Annotated in this window: 15 protein-coding genes; all 15 read right to left on the bottom strand. The window is 48.5% G+C overall.

The features are described from left to right. Positions 1-16 precede the first annotated feature (16 nt). Positions 17-1,654: an FAD-dependent oxidoreductase gene (locus QM657_RS12110; RefSeq protein WP_415066921.1), complete on the bottom strand. Its 1,638-nt coding sequence runs from the start codon at positions 1,652-1,654 to the stop codon at positions 17-19. A gap of 13 nt (positions 1,655-1,667) precedes the next feature. After that, positions 1,668-2,231: an alkyl hydroperoxide reductase subunit C gene (gene ahpC, locus QM657_RS12105; protein ID WP_415066920.1), complete on the bottom strand. Its 564-nt coding sequence runs from the start codon at positions 2,229-2,231 to the stop codon at positions 1,668-1,670. Between the two features lie 274 nt (positions 2,232-2,505). After that, complete coding sequence (gene trpS / locus QM657_RS12100) at positions 2,506-3,597, bottom strand: tryptophan--tRNA ligase (RefSeq protein WP_415066919.1); 1,092 nt, start codon at positions 3,595-3,597, stop codon at positions 2,506-2,508. Between the two features lie 31 nt (positions 3,598-3,628). Further along, on the bottom strand, positions 3,629-6,067 hold the full coding sequence (locus QM657_RS12095; RefSeq protein ID WP_415066918.1) for a homocysteine S-methyltransferase family protein: 2,439 nt from the start codon (positions 6,065-6,067) through the stop codon (positions 3,629-3,631). A gap of 21 nt (positions 6,068-6,088) precedes the next feature. Further along, positions 6,089-6,733 (bottom strand): vitamin B12 dependent-methionine synthase activation domain-containing protein, encoded by a 645-nt coding sequence (locus QM657_RS12090; protein WP_415066917.1) that lies wholly within the window; start codon positions 6,731-6,733, stop codon positions 6,089-6,091. A 73-nt stretch (positions 6,734-6,806) separates the two neighbouring features. Beyond that, positions 6,807-7,664 carry a methylenetetrahydrofolate reductase [NAD(P)H] gene (gene metF, locus QM657_RS12085; protein WP_415066916.1) on the bottom strand — a complete coding sequence of 286 codons (858 nt, stop codon included), beginning with the start codon at positions 7,662-7,664 and terminating at the stop codon, positions 6,807-6,809. Positions 7,665-7,700: 36 nt separating this feature from the next. After that, positions 7,701-8,672, bottom strand: coding sequence for a hypothetical protein (locus QM657_RS12080; protein ID WP_415066915.1), 972 nt, complete (start codon positions 8,670-8,672; stop codon positions 7,701-7,703). Between the two features lie 14 nt (positions 8,673-8,686). Then, the gene (locus QM657_RS12075) at positions 8,687-9,013 is read right to left on the bottom strand and encodes a hypothetical protein (RefSeq protein ID WP_415066914.1); all 327 of its coding nucleotides are present in this window, start codon (positions 9,011-9,013) and stop codon (positions 8,687-8,689) included. 69 nt (positions 9,014-9,082) lie between these two features. Continuing rightward, the gene (gene ftsZ, locus QM657_RS12070) at positions 9,083-10,411 is read right to left on the bottom strand and encodes a cell division protein FtsZ (RefSeq protein WP_415066913.1); all 1,329 of its coding nucleotides are present in this window, start codon (positions 10,409-10,411) and stop codon (positions 9,083-9,085) included. Positions 10,412-10,529: 118 nt separating this feature from the next. Then, positions 10,530-11,258 carry a cell division protein FtsQ/DivIB gene (locus QM657_RS12065; protein WP_415066912.1) on the bottom strand — a complete coding sequence of 243 codons (729 nt, stop codon included), beginning with the start codon at positions 11,256-11,258 and terminating at the stop codon, positions 10,530-10,532. After that, positions 11,255-12,505: a UDP-N-acetylglucosamine 1-carboxyvinyltransferase gene (murA, locus tag QM657_RS12060; RefSeq protein WP_415066911.1), complete on the bottom strand. Its 1,251-nt coding sequence runs from the start codon at positions 12,503-12,505 to the stop codon at positions 11,255-11,257. Before murA ends, QM657_RS12065 begins: the two co-directional genes overlap by 4 nt. Before the next feature lie 257 nt (positions 12,506-12,762). After that, positions 12,763-13,914: an FtsW/RodA/SpoVE family cell cycle protein gene (locus tag QM657_RS12055; RefSeq protein ID WP_415066910.1), complete on the bottom strand. Its 1,152-nt coding sequence runs from the start codon at positions 13,912-13,914 to the stop codon at positions 12,763-12,765. Positions 13,915-13,963: 49 nt separating this feature from the next. Beyond that, positions 13,964-15,316 carry a UDP-N-acetylmuramoyl-L-alanine--D-glutamate ligase gene (gene murD / locus QM657_RS12050; RefSeq protein WP_415066964.1) on the bottom strand — a complete coding sequence of 451 codons (1,353 nt, stop codon included), beginning with the start codon at positions 15,314-15,316 and terminating at the stop codon, positions 13,964-13,966. Positions 15,317-15,319: 3 nt separating this feature from the next. Continuing rightward, positions 15,320-16,288: a phospho-N-acetylmuramoyl-pentapeptide-transferase gene (gene mraY, locus QM657_RS12045; protein WP_415066909.1), complete on the bottom strand. Its 969-nt coding sequence runs from the start codon at positions 16,286-16,288 to the stop codon at positions 15,320-15,322. A gap of 80 nt (positions 16,289-16,368) precedes the next feature. Further along, positions 16,369-18,129, bottom strand: a complete 1,761-nt coding sequence (locus QM657_RS12040; protein ID WP_415066908.1) for a peptidoglycan D,D-transpeptidase FtsI family protein — start codon at positions 18,127-18,129, stop codon at positions 16,369-16,371. Positions 18,130-18,135: the final 6 nt, after the last annotated feature.

The following is an 18,135-nucleotide window of genomic DNA, read 5'->3' as shown; positions in this document are numbered from 1 at the left end:
TTTTTCTCCTTTTCTTTTAAATAGCTTCCAGAATAGAAAGAAGGTCCTCTACGGATTTCTTTCCAAACTCAACCGTTTCATCATTGATGATAATACAGGGAACGCTCATGATCTGGTATCTCTCTTTTAGATCAGGATACAGGGCCAGATCGTAGGTCTCGACCTTTACCATATCATTTTCAGCAGCGATCCGGCCTGCCGCCATGACCGTAGTCGGACACATGGTACAGGAAAGGGAAACCGCCACCTTGATATCGGCAGGCTTTTTGATTGCCTCTATGCGGGACTGTTCGTCCGCAGAAAGGGCCTGTCCCGGTCCTGCCACGTTATAAAGCCCTATGACAAAGGAATTAAACTCATGGCCTCCCGGAATTCCATAAAACCGGATTCCCGATTCACTGCCGTCTTCCTTGAATACGGCAATAGCCGGAAGGGTTTCATCTGCCTCAGTTTTTTCCGATTCCCAGCTGACCAGGCATTCCACCTGCTCAGAGATTCCGGAAAGCTCCTTTAAAAAGCCCTCCATCTGACCAGCCAGACTGCTTTTATCAAGCAGGGCCTTTACCGTCACCTTACTCTGGAATCTGCTGAATAAATCCTTTAGCTGTCCCTTCATCTCTGAGGAGATAAAGCCTTCCTCAGACTCCGTTTCTTCTGCCCCGGCTTCCTGAGAAACCACGGTCTCATGAACAGCCTCTCTCTGGGGAAGACCCAGCTTTTGGCTGATGTCAGAAACGTATTTTTCCAGGGAAGTGGCTGCAACTGCTCCGTCGGAAACAGCCGTCACAACCTGCCTCAAATCCTTTACACACACATCACCGGCTCCGAAAACGCCTGCCGTCTCAGTCATCTGGTTTCTGTCTGTCAGCAGATATCCATGGTCATCAAGGGGAAGCTTTCCCTTGATCCACTCCGTATCAGGCACATAACCGGCAAATACAAAGATGCCGAAGGACTGGCCTTCCAAAGCCTCATACTGCCACTCCTGCCCGGTCTGGTTGTTCCTAAACTTCGCGGACCGGAGCATCCTGTCTCCCACAGCCTCCACGATTTCCGTCTGATAGTGAATCTCGATCTTTTCGTGATTCTTGGCCTTGTCAGCCACAGCACCGGCACAGGTAAAATCTTCATCCCGGACAATGATGGTCACCTTTTTTGCATACTTGGTGAGAAAAACAGCTTCCTCAGCGGCGGCAAATCCGCCTCCGATTACAAACACATCCATTCCGGTAAAGAATTCTCCGTCACAGGTAGCGCAGTAGGCCACTCCCCGTCCTTTAAATTCCTTTTCCCCTTTAAAGCCAAGGGATCTTGGATTGGCGCCGAGAGCCAGGACGATTCCCAGGGTCTGAAAATCGCCTTTATCCGTCTTTACCAAGCGGATATCCCCGGACAAATCCAGATCAGTGACCCGTGCCACCTTAAACCTGGCCCCAAAAGCTTCCACCTGTCTGCGCATCTGCTCTGTCAGTTCTTTTCCATCGGTTTTTCCGATTCCGGGATAGTTCACAATTTCAGAAGTGATGGTGATCTGGCCGCCTATGGCTTCCTTTTCCAGCACCAACACCCGGAATCTGGCCCTTGCGGCATAAATGGCAGCGGACAGGCCCGCTGGGCCTGCTCCGACTATCACCACGTCATACAATTCATCCATTCATATCCCACCTTTACAGTAGACCTACCAAGTCCAGGCTGGGCTTTAAGGTCTTGGCTCCGGGCTGCCACTTAGCCGGGCAAACCTCGTCGCCGTGCTCATGGACAAACTGGGAAGCCTGTACTCTGCGGAATAACTCGTCTGCATTTCGTCCCACATTTCCTGCGGTCACCTCATATGCCACGATCTTTCCTTCCGGATTGACGATGAAGGAACCTCTCTCTGCCAGCCCTTCTGATTCGATCAGCACATCAAAATCTCTGGCAATAGCTCCTGTAGGGTCTGCCAGCATGGGATACTGAATCTTTTTAATGGTTTTGGAGGCGTCATGCCATGCCTTATGGACAAAATGGGTGTCACAGGATACGCTGTAGATTTCGCAGCCGATCTTTTTGAATTCTTCGTACTTATCAGCCAAATCCTCCAGCTCTGTGGGGCACACAAAGGTGAAATCTGCGGGATAGAAGAAGAATACCGCCCATTTTCCCAGAATATCCTTTTTAGTTACCTCTTTAAATTCTCCGTTTGCAAAACTCTGTACCTTAAAATCACTTACTTCTTTTCCAATGAATGACATACCATCCATCTCCTTTCCTATTTTTCGCCATGTTTTCTGGTATAATGGAATTCCCGTAGGGTGCTTCCTTTATTCCCGCCATGTTCTCAGTATAATGGAATACACGCAGGATGCTTCCTATATTATACCAGATTATTATGGTTTATTTCTACATTTTTTATGAGTTAGTTATTACTAATCCACGCATTAATCATAGCACGTTTAATTGGAAATTTCAAGAAATAATATCGATAATAATTATTGTTTTTTAACCTGAAAATTTTTAAGGGCGCATTTATTCCTGGCCTTTATACTTCTTTGCCTGTTCTTCAATGAACCCCAGATCGTCAAAGTAATTGATCTTCATGGCTTCCTTTACACCCTGAAGGGTCTGGGCTGCCACTGATTCCGCTTTCTGGCTTCCCTCCTTTAATACCTGGTATACGTAAGGGATGTTGGCCTCATATTCTTTTCTTCTTTGACGGATAGGCTCTAACTCTGCCTGGAGAACACTGTTTAAGAACCGTTTCACCTTCACGTCGCCCAGTCCGCCCCGCTTATAGTGATCCTTCAGCTCGTCTAAATTCTTGTAATCAGGAAGGTATTTTTCAAAATCCTCCTCTTTGCAGAAGGCGTCGAGATAGGTGAATACGGTATTTCCCTCCACCTGTCCCGGATCGGAAACCTGGATGTGGTTGGGGTCTGTATACATGCTCATGACCTTTTTCTTCACTTCTTCTTCTGTATCGGATAAATAGATGCAGTTTCCTAAGGACTTGCTCATCTTGGCCTTTCCGTCTGTTCCCGGAAGCCTTAAGCAGGCTTTATTATCCGGAAGGAGAATATCCGGTTCTACCAAAGCATCGCCGTAAATGGAATTGAACTTGCGCACAATTTCCCTGGCCTGTTCAATCATAGGCTCCTGGTCCTCTCCTACAGGCACTGTCGTGGCCTTAAAGGCTGTAATATCAGCCGCCTGGCTGATGGGATAGGTGAAAAAGCCTACAGGAATGCTGGTTTCAAAATTCCTCATGGCGATCTCGGACTTCACAGTAGGATTGCGCTGAAGTCTGGATACGGTCACCAGATTCATGTAATAAAAGGACAGCTCAGTCAACTGGGGAATCTGGGACTGGATGAATAAGGTGCACTTTTTCGGGTCCAGCCCGCAGGAAAGGTAATCCAGAGCAACCTCAATGATGTTCTGGCGGACCTTTTCCGGATTGTCCGCATTGTCCGTAAGAGCCTGAGCATCTGCAATCATAATAAAAATTTCGTCAAATTCACCGGAATTCTGCAGCTCCACCCTGCGCTTTAATGAGCCGACATAATGGCCGATATGAAGCTTTCCGGTGGGGCGGTCTCCCGTCAATATAATCTTTCCCATGTGTTTCTACCTCCAAGTGTATATTCAAAGTTTATTTTCCTGCAAATAATCCTTCCGCATAGTTTACGGAAGCCATGGCATCCCGGCAATACTGGTCAGCCCCTATGGTTTTGGCATATTCTTCCGTCAAAACGGCGCCTCCCACCATCACCTTTACGTGAGGCGCTTCTGCCCGAAGCTGGCGGATGGTCTCTTCCATGCTGGGAACTGTGGTGGTCATAAGTGCGCTTAAGCCCACAAGATTCACCCCATCCCTTACAGCCGTTTCCACCACGGTTTCCGGCGGCACATCTTTTCCCAGATCGATCACATCATAACTGTAATTTTCAAGAAGCACCTTAACGATGTTCTTTCCTATATCGTGGATGTCACCTTTTACCGTAGCCAGGATGATGCGGCCCTTTTTCTCCTGTGCCGTTCCGCTCATAGCCATCTGTTCCTTTATGACCTCAAAAGCAGCCTTGGCCGCTTCTGCGCTCATGAGTAGCTGGGGAAGGAACACGGTCCCCTTTTCAAAGCCCTTTCCCACCCGGTCCAGGGCTGGAATCATCTCTTCGTTAATGATGGTCAGAGGCTCTTTTTCCTTTAAAAGCTCCTTTACCGCAGCATGGGCCCTGTCTTTTAAGCCCTTGGCAATGCTTTCCGCCAGAGTGATCTCACCACTGGAAGCATTTCCCGTACCAGAACCGCTTCCCGGCTTTACAGTCTCTCCCAGAGTGGCTACCTGACCGCTGTAGACGGCAATGTAATCACTGCACTGGGGGTCTAAGTCCGCAAGAGCTCTGTAGCTGTAATAAGAGCGCATCATTGCCTCTGAATTGGGGTTAATGATGGCAGCGCTCAGGCCATTTTGCAGTGCCATGGCAAAAAAGGTGGCATTGACGATTTCTCTCTGGGGCAGACCAAAGGAAATGTTGGAAACTCCCAGAGTCGTCCTGCCGCCCAGCTCATCCCTGATCCTTCGCAGGGTTTCCAAAGTGACCAAGGCACCCTGGCTGTCAGAGCTTACGGTCATACAAAGGGCATCGATCACAATATCCTTTGGAGAAATGCCGTACTCCTCTGCATAAGCGTATATTTTCTTTGCCACCTGGATTCTGCCCTCCGCAGTCTCCGGTATTCCGCCTTCATCAAGGGCAAGAGCGATCACAACGCCTCCGTACTGCTTTACAAGGGGAAAGATGGCATCCATCACTTCTTTTTTGCCGTTTACGGAATTGATCAAAGGCTTTCCGTTGTAAATCCTCATGGCCTTTTCCATAGCTTCGATGTTGGAAGTATCGATCTGGAGAGGAAGGTCAATGATGCTCTGAAGCTCCTTTACCACTTCCACCATCATGGAAGGCTCGTCGATTTCAGGAAGTCCCACATTGACATCCAGCACATGAGCGCCGCTGTCCTGCTGGGCAACTCCCTCTCTTAAAATGTATTCCAGGTTGTGATCTCTCAAAGCCTGCTTGAATTTGGCCTTTCCCGTGGGATTGATCCTCTCCCCGATGATGACCGGATCGCGGCCGATGACAACGGCCTGGGCATAAGAGGACACCACAGTCCTGTTCTTTTTATCCGGCATTTTTGCAGTTAAATCCTTGCAGAGGGCGGCAGTCTTTTCAATGTGCTCCGGTGTGGTTCCGCAGCAGCCTCCCACCACACAGGCCCCCAGGTCCACGATCTCCTTCATGATAACAGCAAATTCATCGGCGTCAATATCATAGACCGTCCGCCCGCCTTCACTTCTTGGAAGACCGGCGTTGGGATTGACAATGACCGGCACGGAAGCCACTTTCATGATGTCGGATAAAATCCCCTTCATCTGCACCGGGCCGAGGCCGCAGTTGATTCCAAGGGCATCCACTCCGAGGCCTTCCAAAAGAGCCACTGTGGACTCCACATTTCCGCCTGTCAGAAGCTTTCCCTTTTCATCGAAGATCATGGTCACAAATACCGGAAGGTTTGAGTTTTCCTTGGCAGCCAGAACAGCCGCCTTGGCCTCATAGCTGTCGCTCATGGTCTCAACCAGCACCAGGTCCGCCCCTTCCCGTTCTCCAATCCTCACCGCCTGGGCAAACAGCTCATAAGCGTCTTCAAAGTCCAAATCTCCCAAAGGCTTTAAAAGCTTTCCCGTAGGTCCTATATCAAGAGCGACGTACCCTTTATCCTTTCCGGAGGGGTAAGAAGCCGTTTTCACCGCCTCTTTGGCATTTCTCAAAGCCCCTGTCACCACATCCTCCAAGTCAAACTCAGCGCCTGGATAGAATTTCAGGCCATTGGCTCCAAAGGTATTGGTGGTGATAATATCCGCCCCTGCCTCCAGATAGTCCCGGTGGATCTTTGTAATGATTTCCGGATGGATGACATTCCAGGTCTCCGGCAGCTCTCCCGGCTTTAAGCCATTGGCCTGGAGAAGGCTTCCCATTCCTCCGTCAAAAAATACAATCCTCTTCTTTATCTCTTCCAAAATCCCTGTCATACGTTCCTCCGTCTGTTGTTCCTAGCTTCTTCTATAAGCACAGTCTGTCTTTGCACACGCCTCGCAGCCCTTCACATCGCAGAGATGGGGCTTTTTGCTGACTCCCATCACGGCGGTGACCGACTTGGAAGGAGTCATGAGAAGGCTGTCCGTCAGCATGATTCCCACCCTCTTAGAGGTCTCTAAAACTGCTGTGATATTTCTCTGGCTTTCCAGGGGAAAATCCCCGTAGCCCGGACTGAACCTGGGCCTTAAATACAGGCCCTTTGCTTCATATTCCTGCTTTAAAAGCCTGTTTTCCTCATCGCAGTATTCCTCAATCATGGCGGCTGCCGCTGCCTGCATAATCACAGCTTTGCTCATTTGAAGCTTTGTATACTTATGGAGCAGCACATCCACACCGGCTCCCAGGGTTGCGGCAAATAAAATCACCTGATCGCAGTCCTTTAAATTCTTTGATAAGTTCCTGCTCTTTGCCTGAAATACCGTAAAATCAATTTCATAATCCGGGAGCAGCCGCAGGGGATAGACCCTGCTGATGCTTTTGGGAGAGGCTGCGGCTGTAAGTTCTTTTAAGCACTCTTCAATCAGGGCATTTACGGTTTCATCCCCTTCATTTCCCCCGTATCCTAAATATCTCCGAATTTCTCTCCGGCTGATTTCCATTGCCATTCCTCCCTGTCAGCTTTTAAAAATGGGACCGGACCCTAAAAAAGGAACCGGACCCATTTGACGTAAATCACAGTATCTCAGAGAGGTTCTCCTTGATTTTTAAAGCGATATCCGGCTTATTCAGGGAATAGACGTGGATGGCATCCACTCCGTTGGCGATGAGATCAATGATCTGCTCTGTGGCATAGGCGATTCCCGCCTGCTTCATGGCCGCCGGATTGTCTCCGAACCGGTCTAAAATCGCCTTGAACCTGGAAGGCAGATAGGTTCCGGAAAGCTGGCAGATTCTGGCGATCTGCTTTACATTGGTTACAGGCATAATTCCTGCCACCACTGGAACCGTAACCCCCTTTTCCCGGATGCGGTACAAATAATTGTACAGTATATTGTTATCAAAAAACATCTGCGTGGTGACAAAATCACATCCTGCCTCCACCTTCTGTTTTAAATAATCCATATCAATGGTCTTGCTCACAGACTCCACGTGTCCCTCCGGATAGCAGGCTGCACCGATGCAGAAATCTCCTGTCTCCTTAATATCCCGGATCAGCTCTGAGGCGTAACGGTAATCCGTGGCTACCGGGCCATTTGGGGGAATATCTCCCCTGAGAGCCAGCACATTTTCAATTCCTGCTTCCTTTAATTCCTTAAGGACCTGGCGGACCTTTTCCTTTGTGGAAGACACACAGGTCAAATGAGCCAGAGCCGTCACGTTATAATTGCGGTAAACGCCGGAGGCGATATCCACTGTATACTGGCTGGTACCTCCGCCTGCTCCGTATGTAACGCTCATAAAAGCCGGATTCAGCTTTGCGATCTCTGATGCCGCCTGTTCTACAGACTCATACTTATCCTCTGTTTTTGGAGGAAATATTTCAAAAGACAGGGTTGGCTTTCCCTGGCCCAATATTTCTTTTATCTTCATTCTGTCTGTCTCCTATTCCTTGCTTCCTTTAATTTCTCATAATTCCTGATCTTCTATTTCCACGGGAGCTCCGCATTCCACAAAGACCGACACTCCGTCTTCCTCCTGGTAAATGCTGACATAAAACAGCCCTTCTAAAACGTAACCCTCACCGTTTTCTGCAAAATCCGCCTTAGCCTTTTCCATGATGCCGGAAACGCTGCTTTCCTCTTCCGGTATGAGGGCCAGAGACTCTACAACCCTTAAAAACTCCTCCAAAAAGGCGAAAGACGCTTCCTGGCTATTAAGAAATGACGAATACTCATGAAGCTCGCCTGTGGCTGTATCGTAGTCTATGTCCGCATACTGGTACACATACTCCTCACCGCCCGCTGCTTCTCCCTCCGCCACTCCATCCTCAAAGTAAAAGCTTTCCAGAGTCTGATAATACGTGACAACGCCGGTCTCCTCTTCAAAGCCATAGTTGTCTGAATAGGCCTCTTCCCGCTCCACCTGATATTCAAAGTGGGATTCGATGAAAAAACGGTTCATGGCATCGGCAGCTTCTTTTCCGTTTACGGGAAAATGCTGGTATCCGGTACACGATATGCCGGCGGACTTCACGTCCTCCTCTTCAAATTCCAGATAGTCCGAATCTTCGTAATACCCTTCTTCCCAATTGCCCCCGATGTCCACCGTGGACTCCTTTGCAAGCATAATGCCTATAAAAAATGCAGAAACCACCAGCATAAGGAATATCCCGGCGGCTATGCCGCCATAAATATAAATCTTTCCCGGTTTTCTGGCAGCAGAAGTCCGGGACTGATTCAGAACGGGAACAGGTTTCTGCTGCAAAACAGCGTTCCTTTCCGTCTGTTTTTCTCCGTCAGAGCGCGATTCAGGGCGCATTTCATTCAAATAATAATCGGCATTGCGCATTAACGGCTGCCTCACCACCCGCCTGCATTGCCTGCAATAATTAGTATTGCCAAGCAAAGAGTCGCATACCGGACAAATCTTTTTCATCATGGACACTTCCCCCTTTATCCCAGCACCAGATGGGCCACAGCAATTTCATCGTCCTCCCGAAATCCCTGGGCGCAGACCTGGATGTCGTAAACGTATTTTTCATCGAGCCCGGTCAGGGACGCGATTGTTTCAATGCTGTTCCCCTTCTGAGCCAGGGCCAGCACCTGACGCACATCTGAAATGGTCTTTTTTAACAGCTCATCAGAAGGACTGCCTGTGCCAAACCCTTCCTCCCTGGCGTCAGACTCAGAAATAAAGTCCTCCAGAGACAGCTTCTTTTCTTCCCCATTTCCTCCGTAGTATTCCTCGGACAGTTCCCAGTCCGCTTCTTCTTTGAACATGGTCTGCCACTCCTTTCAAAAACAGGCAGGTTCCCGCGAACCTGCCTCATTATTTATTGGGTATACTTATTATCTCTTATTTCTCAAAAAATCCGGAATATTGATCTGTACTTCCTTATTCACCGTAGGACGGTAAGGCTGACCGGCTGGCTGACCAGCACCCTGTCCGCTGTTTTGTCCCTGGTAATTCGGCCTTGTATAACCGCCCTGAGCTCCGTAATTGGGGTTCTGGCCGTTGTAGCCGCCACTGTTATTATTGGGGTTATTATAAGCCGGATTGGAATAATTAGCATTTCCGTAATTAGGATTATAGTTCTGATTGTACTGAGGAGCTGCTGCCGTAGCCGCTGCTTCCTGATTTACGGCCTGGTTAGGGACCGCTTTCGGCTGTTTAAAGTTAGGATTGGAAAAATTGGTCATCACTCTGGATACAGGAGTTTCCGCCTGCTTGTCCTCTAAACCTGTTGCAATGACTGTGATGCTGGCTTCGTCATGAGCATTCTCATCGTACATGGCACCAAAGATGATGTTGGCATCATCTCCTGCCATCTCCTGAACATAGCTGGCCGCTTCATTGGCCTCGATCAGGCTGATATCGCCGGAAATGTTGATGATCACATGGGAAGCGCCTTCAATAGTGGTTTCCAGAAGAGGGCTGGATACGGCCTGCTTCACTGCTTCCAGAGCCTTTTCATCGCCTTTTGCCCTTCCGATTCCGATATGTGCAATGCCCTTGTCCGTCATGACGGTCTGAACATCGGCAAAATCCAGGTTAATGAGGCCGGGAACATTGATCAAGTCAGTGATTCCCTGAACGGCCTGCTGAAGAACTTCATCGGCCTTCTTTAAAGCATCAGGCATGGTAGTACGCCTGTCCACGATTTCCAGCAAACGGTCATTGGGGATGACAATTAAGGTGTCCACATTCTCTTTCAAACGCTCAATACCTGCAATGGCATTGGTCATACGGGTCTTTGCTTCAAAGCGGAAAGGCTTTGTCACAACACCTACTGTCAGGATTCCCATATCCTTTGCGATCTTTGCCACAACAGGGGCTGCACCTGTACCGGTACCGCCGCCCATACCGCAGGTGACGAATACCATATCCGCACCCTTCATGGTCTGAGCCAAATCGTCCGCATTCTCTTCGGCTGCCTTTTCTCCGACCTCCGGCTTAGCGCCTGCGCCAAGTCCTTTTGTCAGTTTTTCTCCGATCTGCATAGCAGTAGGGGCCTTGCAAAACTGCAACGCCTGCTTGTCCGTATTGATTCCAAGAAATTCCACACCAGCTATATTCTCATCTATCATGCGGTTGACCGCATTGTTTCCAGCACCGCCTACACCGATTACCAGAATCCTCGCGGCATTGTCCGCCTCATTTATCTTAATCTCCAACAAGATTATATCCTCCTTTAACCATAAACAGCTTACTGTATAAACCTATCTAATATAATATTTGATTTTCCAAAAAATATCAACCATTTTTTAAACAAAATTCCAAGCAAAATATGTAAATTCAGGAATCCTTCACAAACCGGTAAGAAGTGACTGTTTCCGCCTCGTTATAAGTGTCCAGATAAAGGGTTCCCGACAGCCCCTCCAAAACAGGCAATTGGTCCTTCAGCTCTGAAATTTTTCCATTCATCTGGTCATTGCTTCCAAGAACCACCCGGACCTGCCCGATGGTTAAACTGGCGTTGCCATGGGCATCATAACGGACTTCATCCACCGTGATCTCATGGGTGGACAGCATCTGGGTCAGAGTGAGGATTTCATCAAAGACCCGGCTATCTTCCACCGGCAGGGGCTGGTGGAGGGCAATGTGCCCGAACTTCAGCCCCGCAATCCATGGAATGCCCTCTAAGCGGGCGCTGAAGCTTTCCACCACGATCCCGTCCTTATCAAAATATAAGTAGCTGCCCATATAGGAAACATAGCCCACCACCGATTTTTCATAAACAATCACTTCCACTTTAAAAGGGCTTGTGAATACGATTTTATAATCCTCTACAAAAGGAATCTGCTCATGCTCCTTAAACCGGTCCCGGTAAAAACATACAGCCGCATTCCGGCTCCAGCCATCCTGAAACAAAAGGCTTTCAATCTGTTCTGCCGTGTATTTTTTATTACCGGTCACCTTGATTTCCTTGATCTGAAGGAAAAAAAACAAGACGGCTCCCAAAAGGAGCACCGATACTGCTGTCATTAATTTTGCTTTTCTTCTGCTCTTTTTTGTATCCTTCATTCCATTCCTCTGATTGCTGCCCCAAGACTGGTCAAATCCCGGCAAATATCTTCATATCCCCGCTCAACGTGATGGCATTCGTGAATTTCCGTTATTCCTTCACTGGCTAAACCCGCTACCACTAAAGCCGCACCACCCCTTAAATCCGTGGCTGTCACAAAACCGCCTTTTAAGGGATGCTGTCCATGGATGACAGCCTTTTTTTCCTTTACTATAATGTCAGCCCCAAGCCGCCGCAGCTCCTCCGCTGTCTTAAACCGTCCTTCAAAAATCGTCTCAGAAATACGGCTGGTTCCTCTGGAAACAGCCATAACAGCCATAAGCTGGGACTGAAGGTCCGTAGGAAATCCCGGATAAGGCTCTGTCACCACATCAATGCTGTCAGGCCGCCCCATCATGGATACCTCCAGATGATTTTCATACTCCCTGATCTCTGCCCCCATCTTTTCAGCAATACGAAGGGCAGACCTTAAATCCTCAGGCAGAACGCCGTTTAGTACAATACTTCCCTGTGCCGCCATAACAGCCGCTAAGTAGGTCCCGGCCACGATCCGGTCTCCTGCTACCGTAAACTCGGAATCGTGAAGCTCTTTTACTCCTGTAACCGCCAGCCTGGAGGTCCCGGCTCCGTGGATTCTGGCACCCATGTTGTTTAAAAAACTGCACAGGGACTTAATTTCCGGCTCCTTTGCAGCGCCATGGATCACCGTGACCCCTTCTGCATGAACCGCAGCCATCAGAGCATTCTCCGTGGCTCCCACGCTGGGAAACGGGAAGTAAATGTCAGCGCCTTTCAGTTTCTTTGCCGAAACAATCAGCTTATCCCCTTTTTCTTTAACTCCTGCGCCAAGGGCGCGAAAGGCCATTAAATGCAGGTCGATGGGCCTCTTTCCTATGGAACAGCCGCCGGGAAAGCTGGTGACTGCGCTGCCGGTTCTGCCAAGGAGGGGACCGGACAGGATGATAGAGGATCTCATGCTCTTTATATATTCCTCCGGAATCTCTGACTGGGATAGGGAGGCGCCGTCAATGGTCAGCTTGTGGCCGTCAAGACTGCAACTGCATCCAATGCTCTGAAGTATCCCCAGCATACAGAACACATCCTGTATCCTGGGGACGTTATGGATCACTGTCCTGCCTTTGTGAAGAACTGCCGCTGCCATTATGGGCAGCACCGCATTCTTGGAACCCTGAACTTTTATCTCACCTTCTAAAGACCGTAACCCCTGGACCTGTATGATAGACAATCCGCTACCTCCCGTGGCTTCTTATATACTATCCTATGTAAAAAGCGAGAGAATGGTTTCATATCTCATCAAAATCGTTACAGTTCGGCCATGCCATTCATAATTTGGCGGGCCTCACTTATTATCTAAATCCGAATTAATTGGCCGCCAAATTATTCATGAGGGCATTCCGCCCTATAGAACACCGTATAACTTGTGCTTAATGAGCAAGCTCATACGCTCAAGTTCCACGATGTTCTGCATGGCAGAACTTTAACTCAAACTTCCAGACGTATCTGGTTGGAAACTCCCAGGACCATGCCTATTTCCGCCATGAGGAAAAGCACTGAGGTTCCTCCGTAGCTGATAAAGGGAAGGGTGATTCCCGTATTGGGTATGGTGTTGGTAACTACTGCTATATTCAAAATGACCTGAATGGCAATGTGGCCCATGACTCCTACAACCAGAAGGGACCCCATTAAGTCCGGCGCATTGTCTGCAATGAGCATAAAACGGTAAATCATGAAGAGGAAGATCAGGATGACGGAAACCGCTCCGAACAATCCAAGCTCTTCACAAATGATGGAAAAGATCATATCATTCTGCGCCTCAGGAACAAAGCCCATCTTCTGTATGCTCTCTCCCAGTCCCCTTCCCACCAGACCGCCGGAGCCAATGGCATAAAGGCCCTGAAGCACCTGAAAGCCTCCGGTAGAGGGGTATGCTTCCGGCTCCTGCCATACTAAAATACGGCTGAGCTGGTAATCGTGGAGAAGGTTGATCTTCACCAGAAATTCGGCAATGGGCCCGGCAAATGCTAAAAGAGCCACTGCAAAAAATCCGCAGGCAAAGAACGGCCACTTCTTTTTGCAGGCCACAAACAGCATGACAAAGGCAATTCCTATAATGATGATGCCGGAACTCAAGTTATTGGCAGCTACAATTCCCGCAATGGGGACCGTAGCAAGGACCACTGACATGACTCCCTTTCTCGTATTGATATTTCTTCCCATCTGAACGATCATAGCCGCCAGCATGACGATCAGGGCTATTTTTACAAATTCTGTCGGCTGAAAGGAAAGGCTTCCCACGCCCAACCATCTTTTTTTTCCGTTCCTCTCCTGTCCCACAAGGGATACGGCGATCATGAGAACGTAAGAAAGGACGTAGGCCAGCAGGGAGAACTTAGCGTACCAATGGTAATCCATCTTGGATATGATGATCATAACAACAAAACCGCCTAAGGCGATCATGGCCTGCCTCTCCATGAAATAAGCGGCATTGCTGAATTTAATCTGGGCTGCGTAGGAACTGGCGCTGTATATCATGACCAGTCCAAAAACAGTCAGGAATATAACGGTAAACAAGAGGCTGTAGTCGTAAAAACGGCGGGGTTTATTTTTTTTCTTCACTGGCCTTCTTTCTGCCATGTCATTCCTCCTTGCCATCTTTTATTTCATTCTTCCATGCAATCCGTTTCTACAGCTTCCGGACACACTCTTTAAAGATTTCGCCCCTCTGTTCATAATCCTTAAACATTCCCCAGCTTGCACATGCCGGAGATAACAGCACATAATCGCCCCTGTTGGCATAGGATGCGCAGACTCTTACCGCCTCCTGCATATCCTCTGCATACATCACATTGTCAAAGCCGTGTCTGGCCGCACACTCTGCGATCTTCTCCCTGGTCTGGCCCAGAAGCACCATGTAGCGGACCTTTCCTTCAAAAGATTCGATCCAGGAATCGTATTCGGAATTTTTATCATATCCGCCTGCGATGAGAAGAGTCGGGCCGGGCATGGCCTTGATAGCCTGGATAGCCGCATCAGGGTTGGTTCCCTTGGAGTCATTGTAATATCTCACTCCTGCCTTTTCCGCAACAAACTCAATTCTATGCTCTACCGCCTTAAATTCACAGACAGCCTTTTGAATCACTTCCAAAGGAACTCCCATTTCCGCCGATATGGCAACGGCAGCCATAACATTTTCGTAGTTGTGACGGCCAAGGAGCTGAAGGTCGTGAACATTTACGATTTCGGTCCGTTCTCCTCCATGGCTGCGGATGATCACATCCCCATCCAAGCAGTACCCGTCATCCAGCAGTTTCGTGCTGCTGAAATATACAGCTTTAGGCTTTAAGGTTTTCCCAAAATCCCGCAAAACAGGGTCGTCGTAATTTAAAACACAGGAGTCCTGTTCTCTCTGATTTGAGGCAATGCCTTCTTTCACTTCTATGTAGCATTCCATTGTTTTATGACGGTCCAAATGGTCCGGCGTAATATTTAAGACAGCGCTGACATCAGGCCGAAAGTCTGTAATTGTCTCCAACTGAAAGCTGCTGATCTCTGCCACTGTCACGGATTCTTCCGTCGTCTTTAAGGCTTCCTCTGTATAGGGAATCCCGATATTTCCCACCACAAACACCTGATCGTAATAAGCCTTCATGATGGCCCCTGTCAGGGCTGTGGTCGTGGTCTTTCCGTTGGTTCCCGTAATTGCCGCCAGCTTTCCCTTTGCATGGTAAAACGCCAGCTGGATTTCACTCCAGACAGGAATATTTTCTTCTTTTAAAACAGAGACAAAAGGAGCCTCCAAAGAAATTCCGGGGCTGATGACGCAGAGATTCACGCCTTTTAAGTCCTCTTTCCTCAGTTCTCCCAGTAAGATTTCAACCTTACCCTCTTCCCCAAACCGGCTGCCCAGCGCATCCCTGTCCAGGGCAGCATTGCTGTCATAAAGAATCGCTTCATTTCCGGTTTCAAGAATCAGCTTAACGGCTGCTATGCCGCTTTTTCCGCTTCCTGCAACTAATATTTTCTGAGCCATAATTATCTCCTATAATCCAAGGTATGCAAACAGGCAGAGCAGGGCGGTCACAATGGCAAATACAGCCACTACCCTTGTCTCCGACCAGCCCGAAAGTTCAAAATGGTGGTGAATGGGGGCCATCTTAAAAATCCGTTTTCCGCCTGTTCGTTTAAAATAAGTCACCTGAATGATGACCGATAGCACTTCAACCAGATAAACAAATCCGATAATCGCAATAAAAATCGGAAGCTGCATCATAAAGGCGCTGGAAGCCACAAAACCTCCCAGGCCAAGGGAGCCGGTATCTCCCATAAACACCCTTGCCGGGTAGACGTTAAAGAGAAGAAAGCCCAAAAGACTTCCCACCACCGCACCGGTAATGGGGCTGATGCCGGTATTTTCCCCAATGGCTACGACAGTCAGAAACGTTGCCACCAGAATGGTCACGCTGGTGCAAAGACCGTCTAAGCCGTCTGTAAAATTCACTCCGTTGTCGGTTCCGATTACAATGAAAAACACAGCCGGCACAAAAAATATGCCCAGATTCAAATACAGTCCCGTATTAAATCCGCCTGTAAAGGGAAGGAGCATTCCCGTTCCCACGTCATTTGAATGAATCAGGTAATAAGAAAAAATTCCTGTGATGATTAACTGCCCCGCCATCTTCTGAATAGGGGTCAGCCCTTCTGAGCGCTTCATAACGATCTTGATATAGTCATCGAGAAAGCCCACAATTCCAAATCCCACGGTCACAAAGAGTACAGGTATGATCTTCGGATAGTCCCTCACATAAAACAGGGAGGTAATGATGATGCTGGTCAATATAATCAGTCCGCCCATGGTGGGGGTTCCCTGCTTTTTCAAATGGCTTTCCGGTCCCTCTTTCCGGACCTCCTGACCAAATTTCAGCCTGTGAAGAAATGGTATTACTATGGGGCAAAGTATGGCGCTGATGGCAAATGCTATGATGATCGCCAGAATGGTTTCGTTAATCATGTCACACCTCAATATTTTATGTATTGTACGTTAAAATCCCTGGTACACAATAAGTAGTATACGTCTTTTTTTCCGAATAATCAACTATAGATTCGAAAGGAGGATACAGTTTTTTCCTCTTCTGGATCAATTCCCAGGTATGGAAGAATATTCTTAAAAATGTCTCCAACCACCGGTGCAGCTATGGTTCCGCCGTAATAAATCCCCTCCGGTTCATCGATGGTAATGAGGATAATGACCTTGGGATCATTGGCCGGAGCGAATCCGATAAAGGAAGAAATATACTTTTTTAAGCTTCTTGGAAGCTTTTCAGAAGTGGCTGTCTTTCCTCCGATGCGAAAGCCCTCCACACCTGCTTTTTTACCGCTTCCTTCGGCCACTACCTGCTCCAGAATATAGCGCATGGTCTCGCTGGTTTCCTTGGAAAGGATTCCCTCCTTTACCGGGTAGTCAAAGGAATGAACCCCTTTCCCGTCAGAGGTGACCGCTTTTAAACCAAAATGAGGAGTGACCCTGTTTCCGCCGTTTACGATGGAAGAAGCTGTCGTAATGAGCTGCATAGGGGTGATCTGAAAGGACTGGCCGAAAGAAACCGTCGCCAGCTCCACAAGGCCCATATTATCCTTTTTGTGCATAATGGTAGATGCCTCTCCCGGAAGGTCGATTCCTGTCTTCCCCTTTAAGCCGAACTGCTCAAAATACTTGTAATACTGGTCAACGCCAAGACGCTGTCCCACATCGATCAGCACAGGGTTGCAGGAGTTCATCATGCCGTGGAGGAAATCCTCGGAACCATGGCCTCCCACCTTGTGACACCGGATTTTTCTGTCCTCCACAATCCGAAAGCCCGGACAGGAAAAACGGTCCTCCAGCCTCACCACTCCCGCTTCTAAACCTGCGGCGGCCGTCACAATCTTAAAGGTGGAGCCGGGCTCATACGTATCGTTGATGCAGGGGTTTCTCCACATCTGGTTTAACAGGTTCTGCCGTTCTTTTTCAGAAGCCGGAGCCGGGATATCGGCACTTAAGGCAAAAGGATCGTTTAAGTTAAATTCCGGGGCATTGACCATGGCCATAATTTCCCCGTTTTGCGGATTCATGGCAATAATCGACACCCTTTTTGCGCCCTTTTTCTCCAGGGTCTGATAGGCAGCCTGTTCGCAGTACCGTTGAATATTCACATCCAGGCTGATGTAAAGATCCTGTCCTGCCACAGGTTCAATTCTGTCCTCTGCCTCATTTTCAATTTCCACTCCCGCAGCATCGGACATGGTTAAGATTTTCCCGTTCTGGCCTTTTAAGTATTCTTCATACTTCACCTCCAGGCCGATGATTCCCTGGTTATCCCCTCCTGTAAATCCCAGGACTGTGGAAGCCAGAGTATCGTAGGGATAGTAACGCTTGTAATCCTCATCCACCTTGACCCCGGCCAGATGATACGTTCGTATCTGATCGCCTAAAGCCTTGTCTACATTTGTCTTAATAATCTCCCTGGAGCTGTACTTTTCCACCTTCTTGCGGACCTCTTCCGGTTTAAGCCCCAGTTCTCTGGAAAGAATCTCCACCACCTCATCCGGTTTCCTGATCTGGTTGTGTATGACCGATATGGTACAGACTGTCCGGTTGGTGGCAATGACCGTGCCGTTGGCATCTATGATATTCCCTCTGGCCGCCTTGATGGTTCTCTCCCTCTGGTGAAGGTCCTCCGCCATTGCGCTGTAATGCTCGGAACGGTAGACCATTAGAAAAATAAGCCGCCCCATAAGTCCTGTCACGGCAAGAAATAACAGGAAAAACAGGAGGGCTATTTTCTCTCTGTGATGAGTCTTATTTGAATTCATATGCTG

Origin of the sequence: Lacrimispora sp., assembly GCF_047605665.1 — a bacterium.
GTDB lineage: Bacteria > Bacillota > Clostridia > Lachnospirales > Lachnospiraceae > Lacrimispora.
The sequence above is the reverse complement of the archived record's forward strand: the minus strand, read 5'-3'. Positions and strand labels throughout refer to the sequence as shown.

Bases quoted from the DNA above. Each gene is read 5' to 3' on its own strand.
- QM657_RS12095 (WP_415066918.1), bottom strand. From the start codon at position 6,067: ATGACAGGGATTTTGGAAGAGATAAAGAAGAGGATTGTATTTTTTGAC.
- trpS (WP_415066919.1), bottom strand. From the start codon at position 3,597: ATGGGAAAGATTATATTGACGGGAGACCGCCCCACCGGAAAGCTTCAT.
- QM657_RS12080 (WP_415066915.1), bottom strand. From the start codon at position 8,672: ATGATGAAAAAGATTTGTCCGGTATGCGACTCTTTGCTTGGCAATACT.
- mraY (WP_415066909.1), bottom strand. From the start codon at position 16,288: ATGATTAACGAAACCATTCTGGCGATCATCATAGCATTTGCCATCAGC.
- QM657_RS12040 (WP_415066908.1), bottom strand. From the start codon at position 18,129: ATGAATTCAAATAAGACTCATCACAGAGAGAAAATAGCCCTCCTGTTT.
- QM657_RS12055 (WP_415066910.1), bottom strand. From the start codon at position 13,914: ATGGCAGAAAGAAGGCCAGTGAAGAAAAAAAATAAACCCCGCCGTTTT.
- QM657_RS12090 (WP_415066917.1), bottom strand. From the start codon at position 6,733: ATGGAAATCAGCCGGAGAGAAATTCGGAGATATTTAGGATACGGGGGA.
- QM657_RS12110 (WP_415066921.1), bottom strand. From the start codon at position 1,654: ATGGATGAATTGTATGACGTGGTGATAGTCGGAGCAGGCCCAGCGGGC.
- QM657_RS12075 (WP_415066914.1), bottom strand. From the start codon at position 9,013: ATGTTCAAAGAAGAAGCGGACTGGGAACTGTCCGAGGAATACTACGGA.
- ahpC (WP_415066920.1), bottom strand. From the start codon at position 2,231: ATGTCATTCATTGGAAAAGAAGTAAGTGATTTTAAGGTACAGAGTTTT.
- metF (WP_415066916.1), bottom strand. From the start codon at position 7,664: ATGAAGATAAAAGAAATATTGGGCCAGGGAAAGCCAACCCTGTCTTTT.
- QM657_RS12065 (WP_415066912.1), bottom strand. From the start codon at position 11,258: ATGAAGGATACAAAAAAGAGCAGAAGAAAAGCAAAATTAATGACAGCA.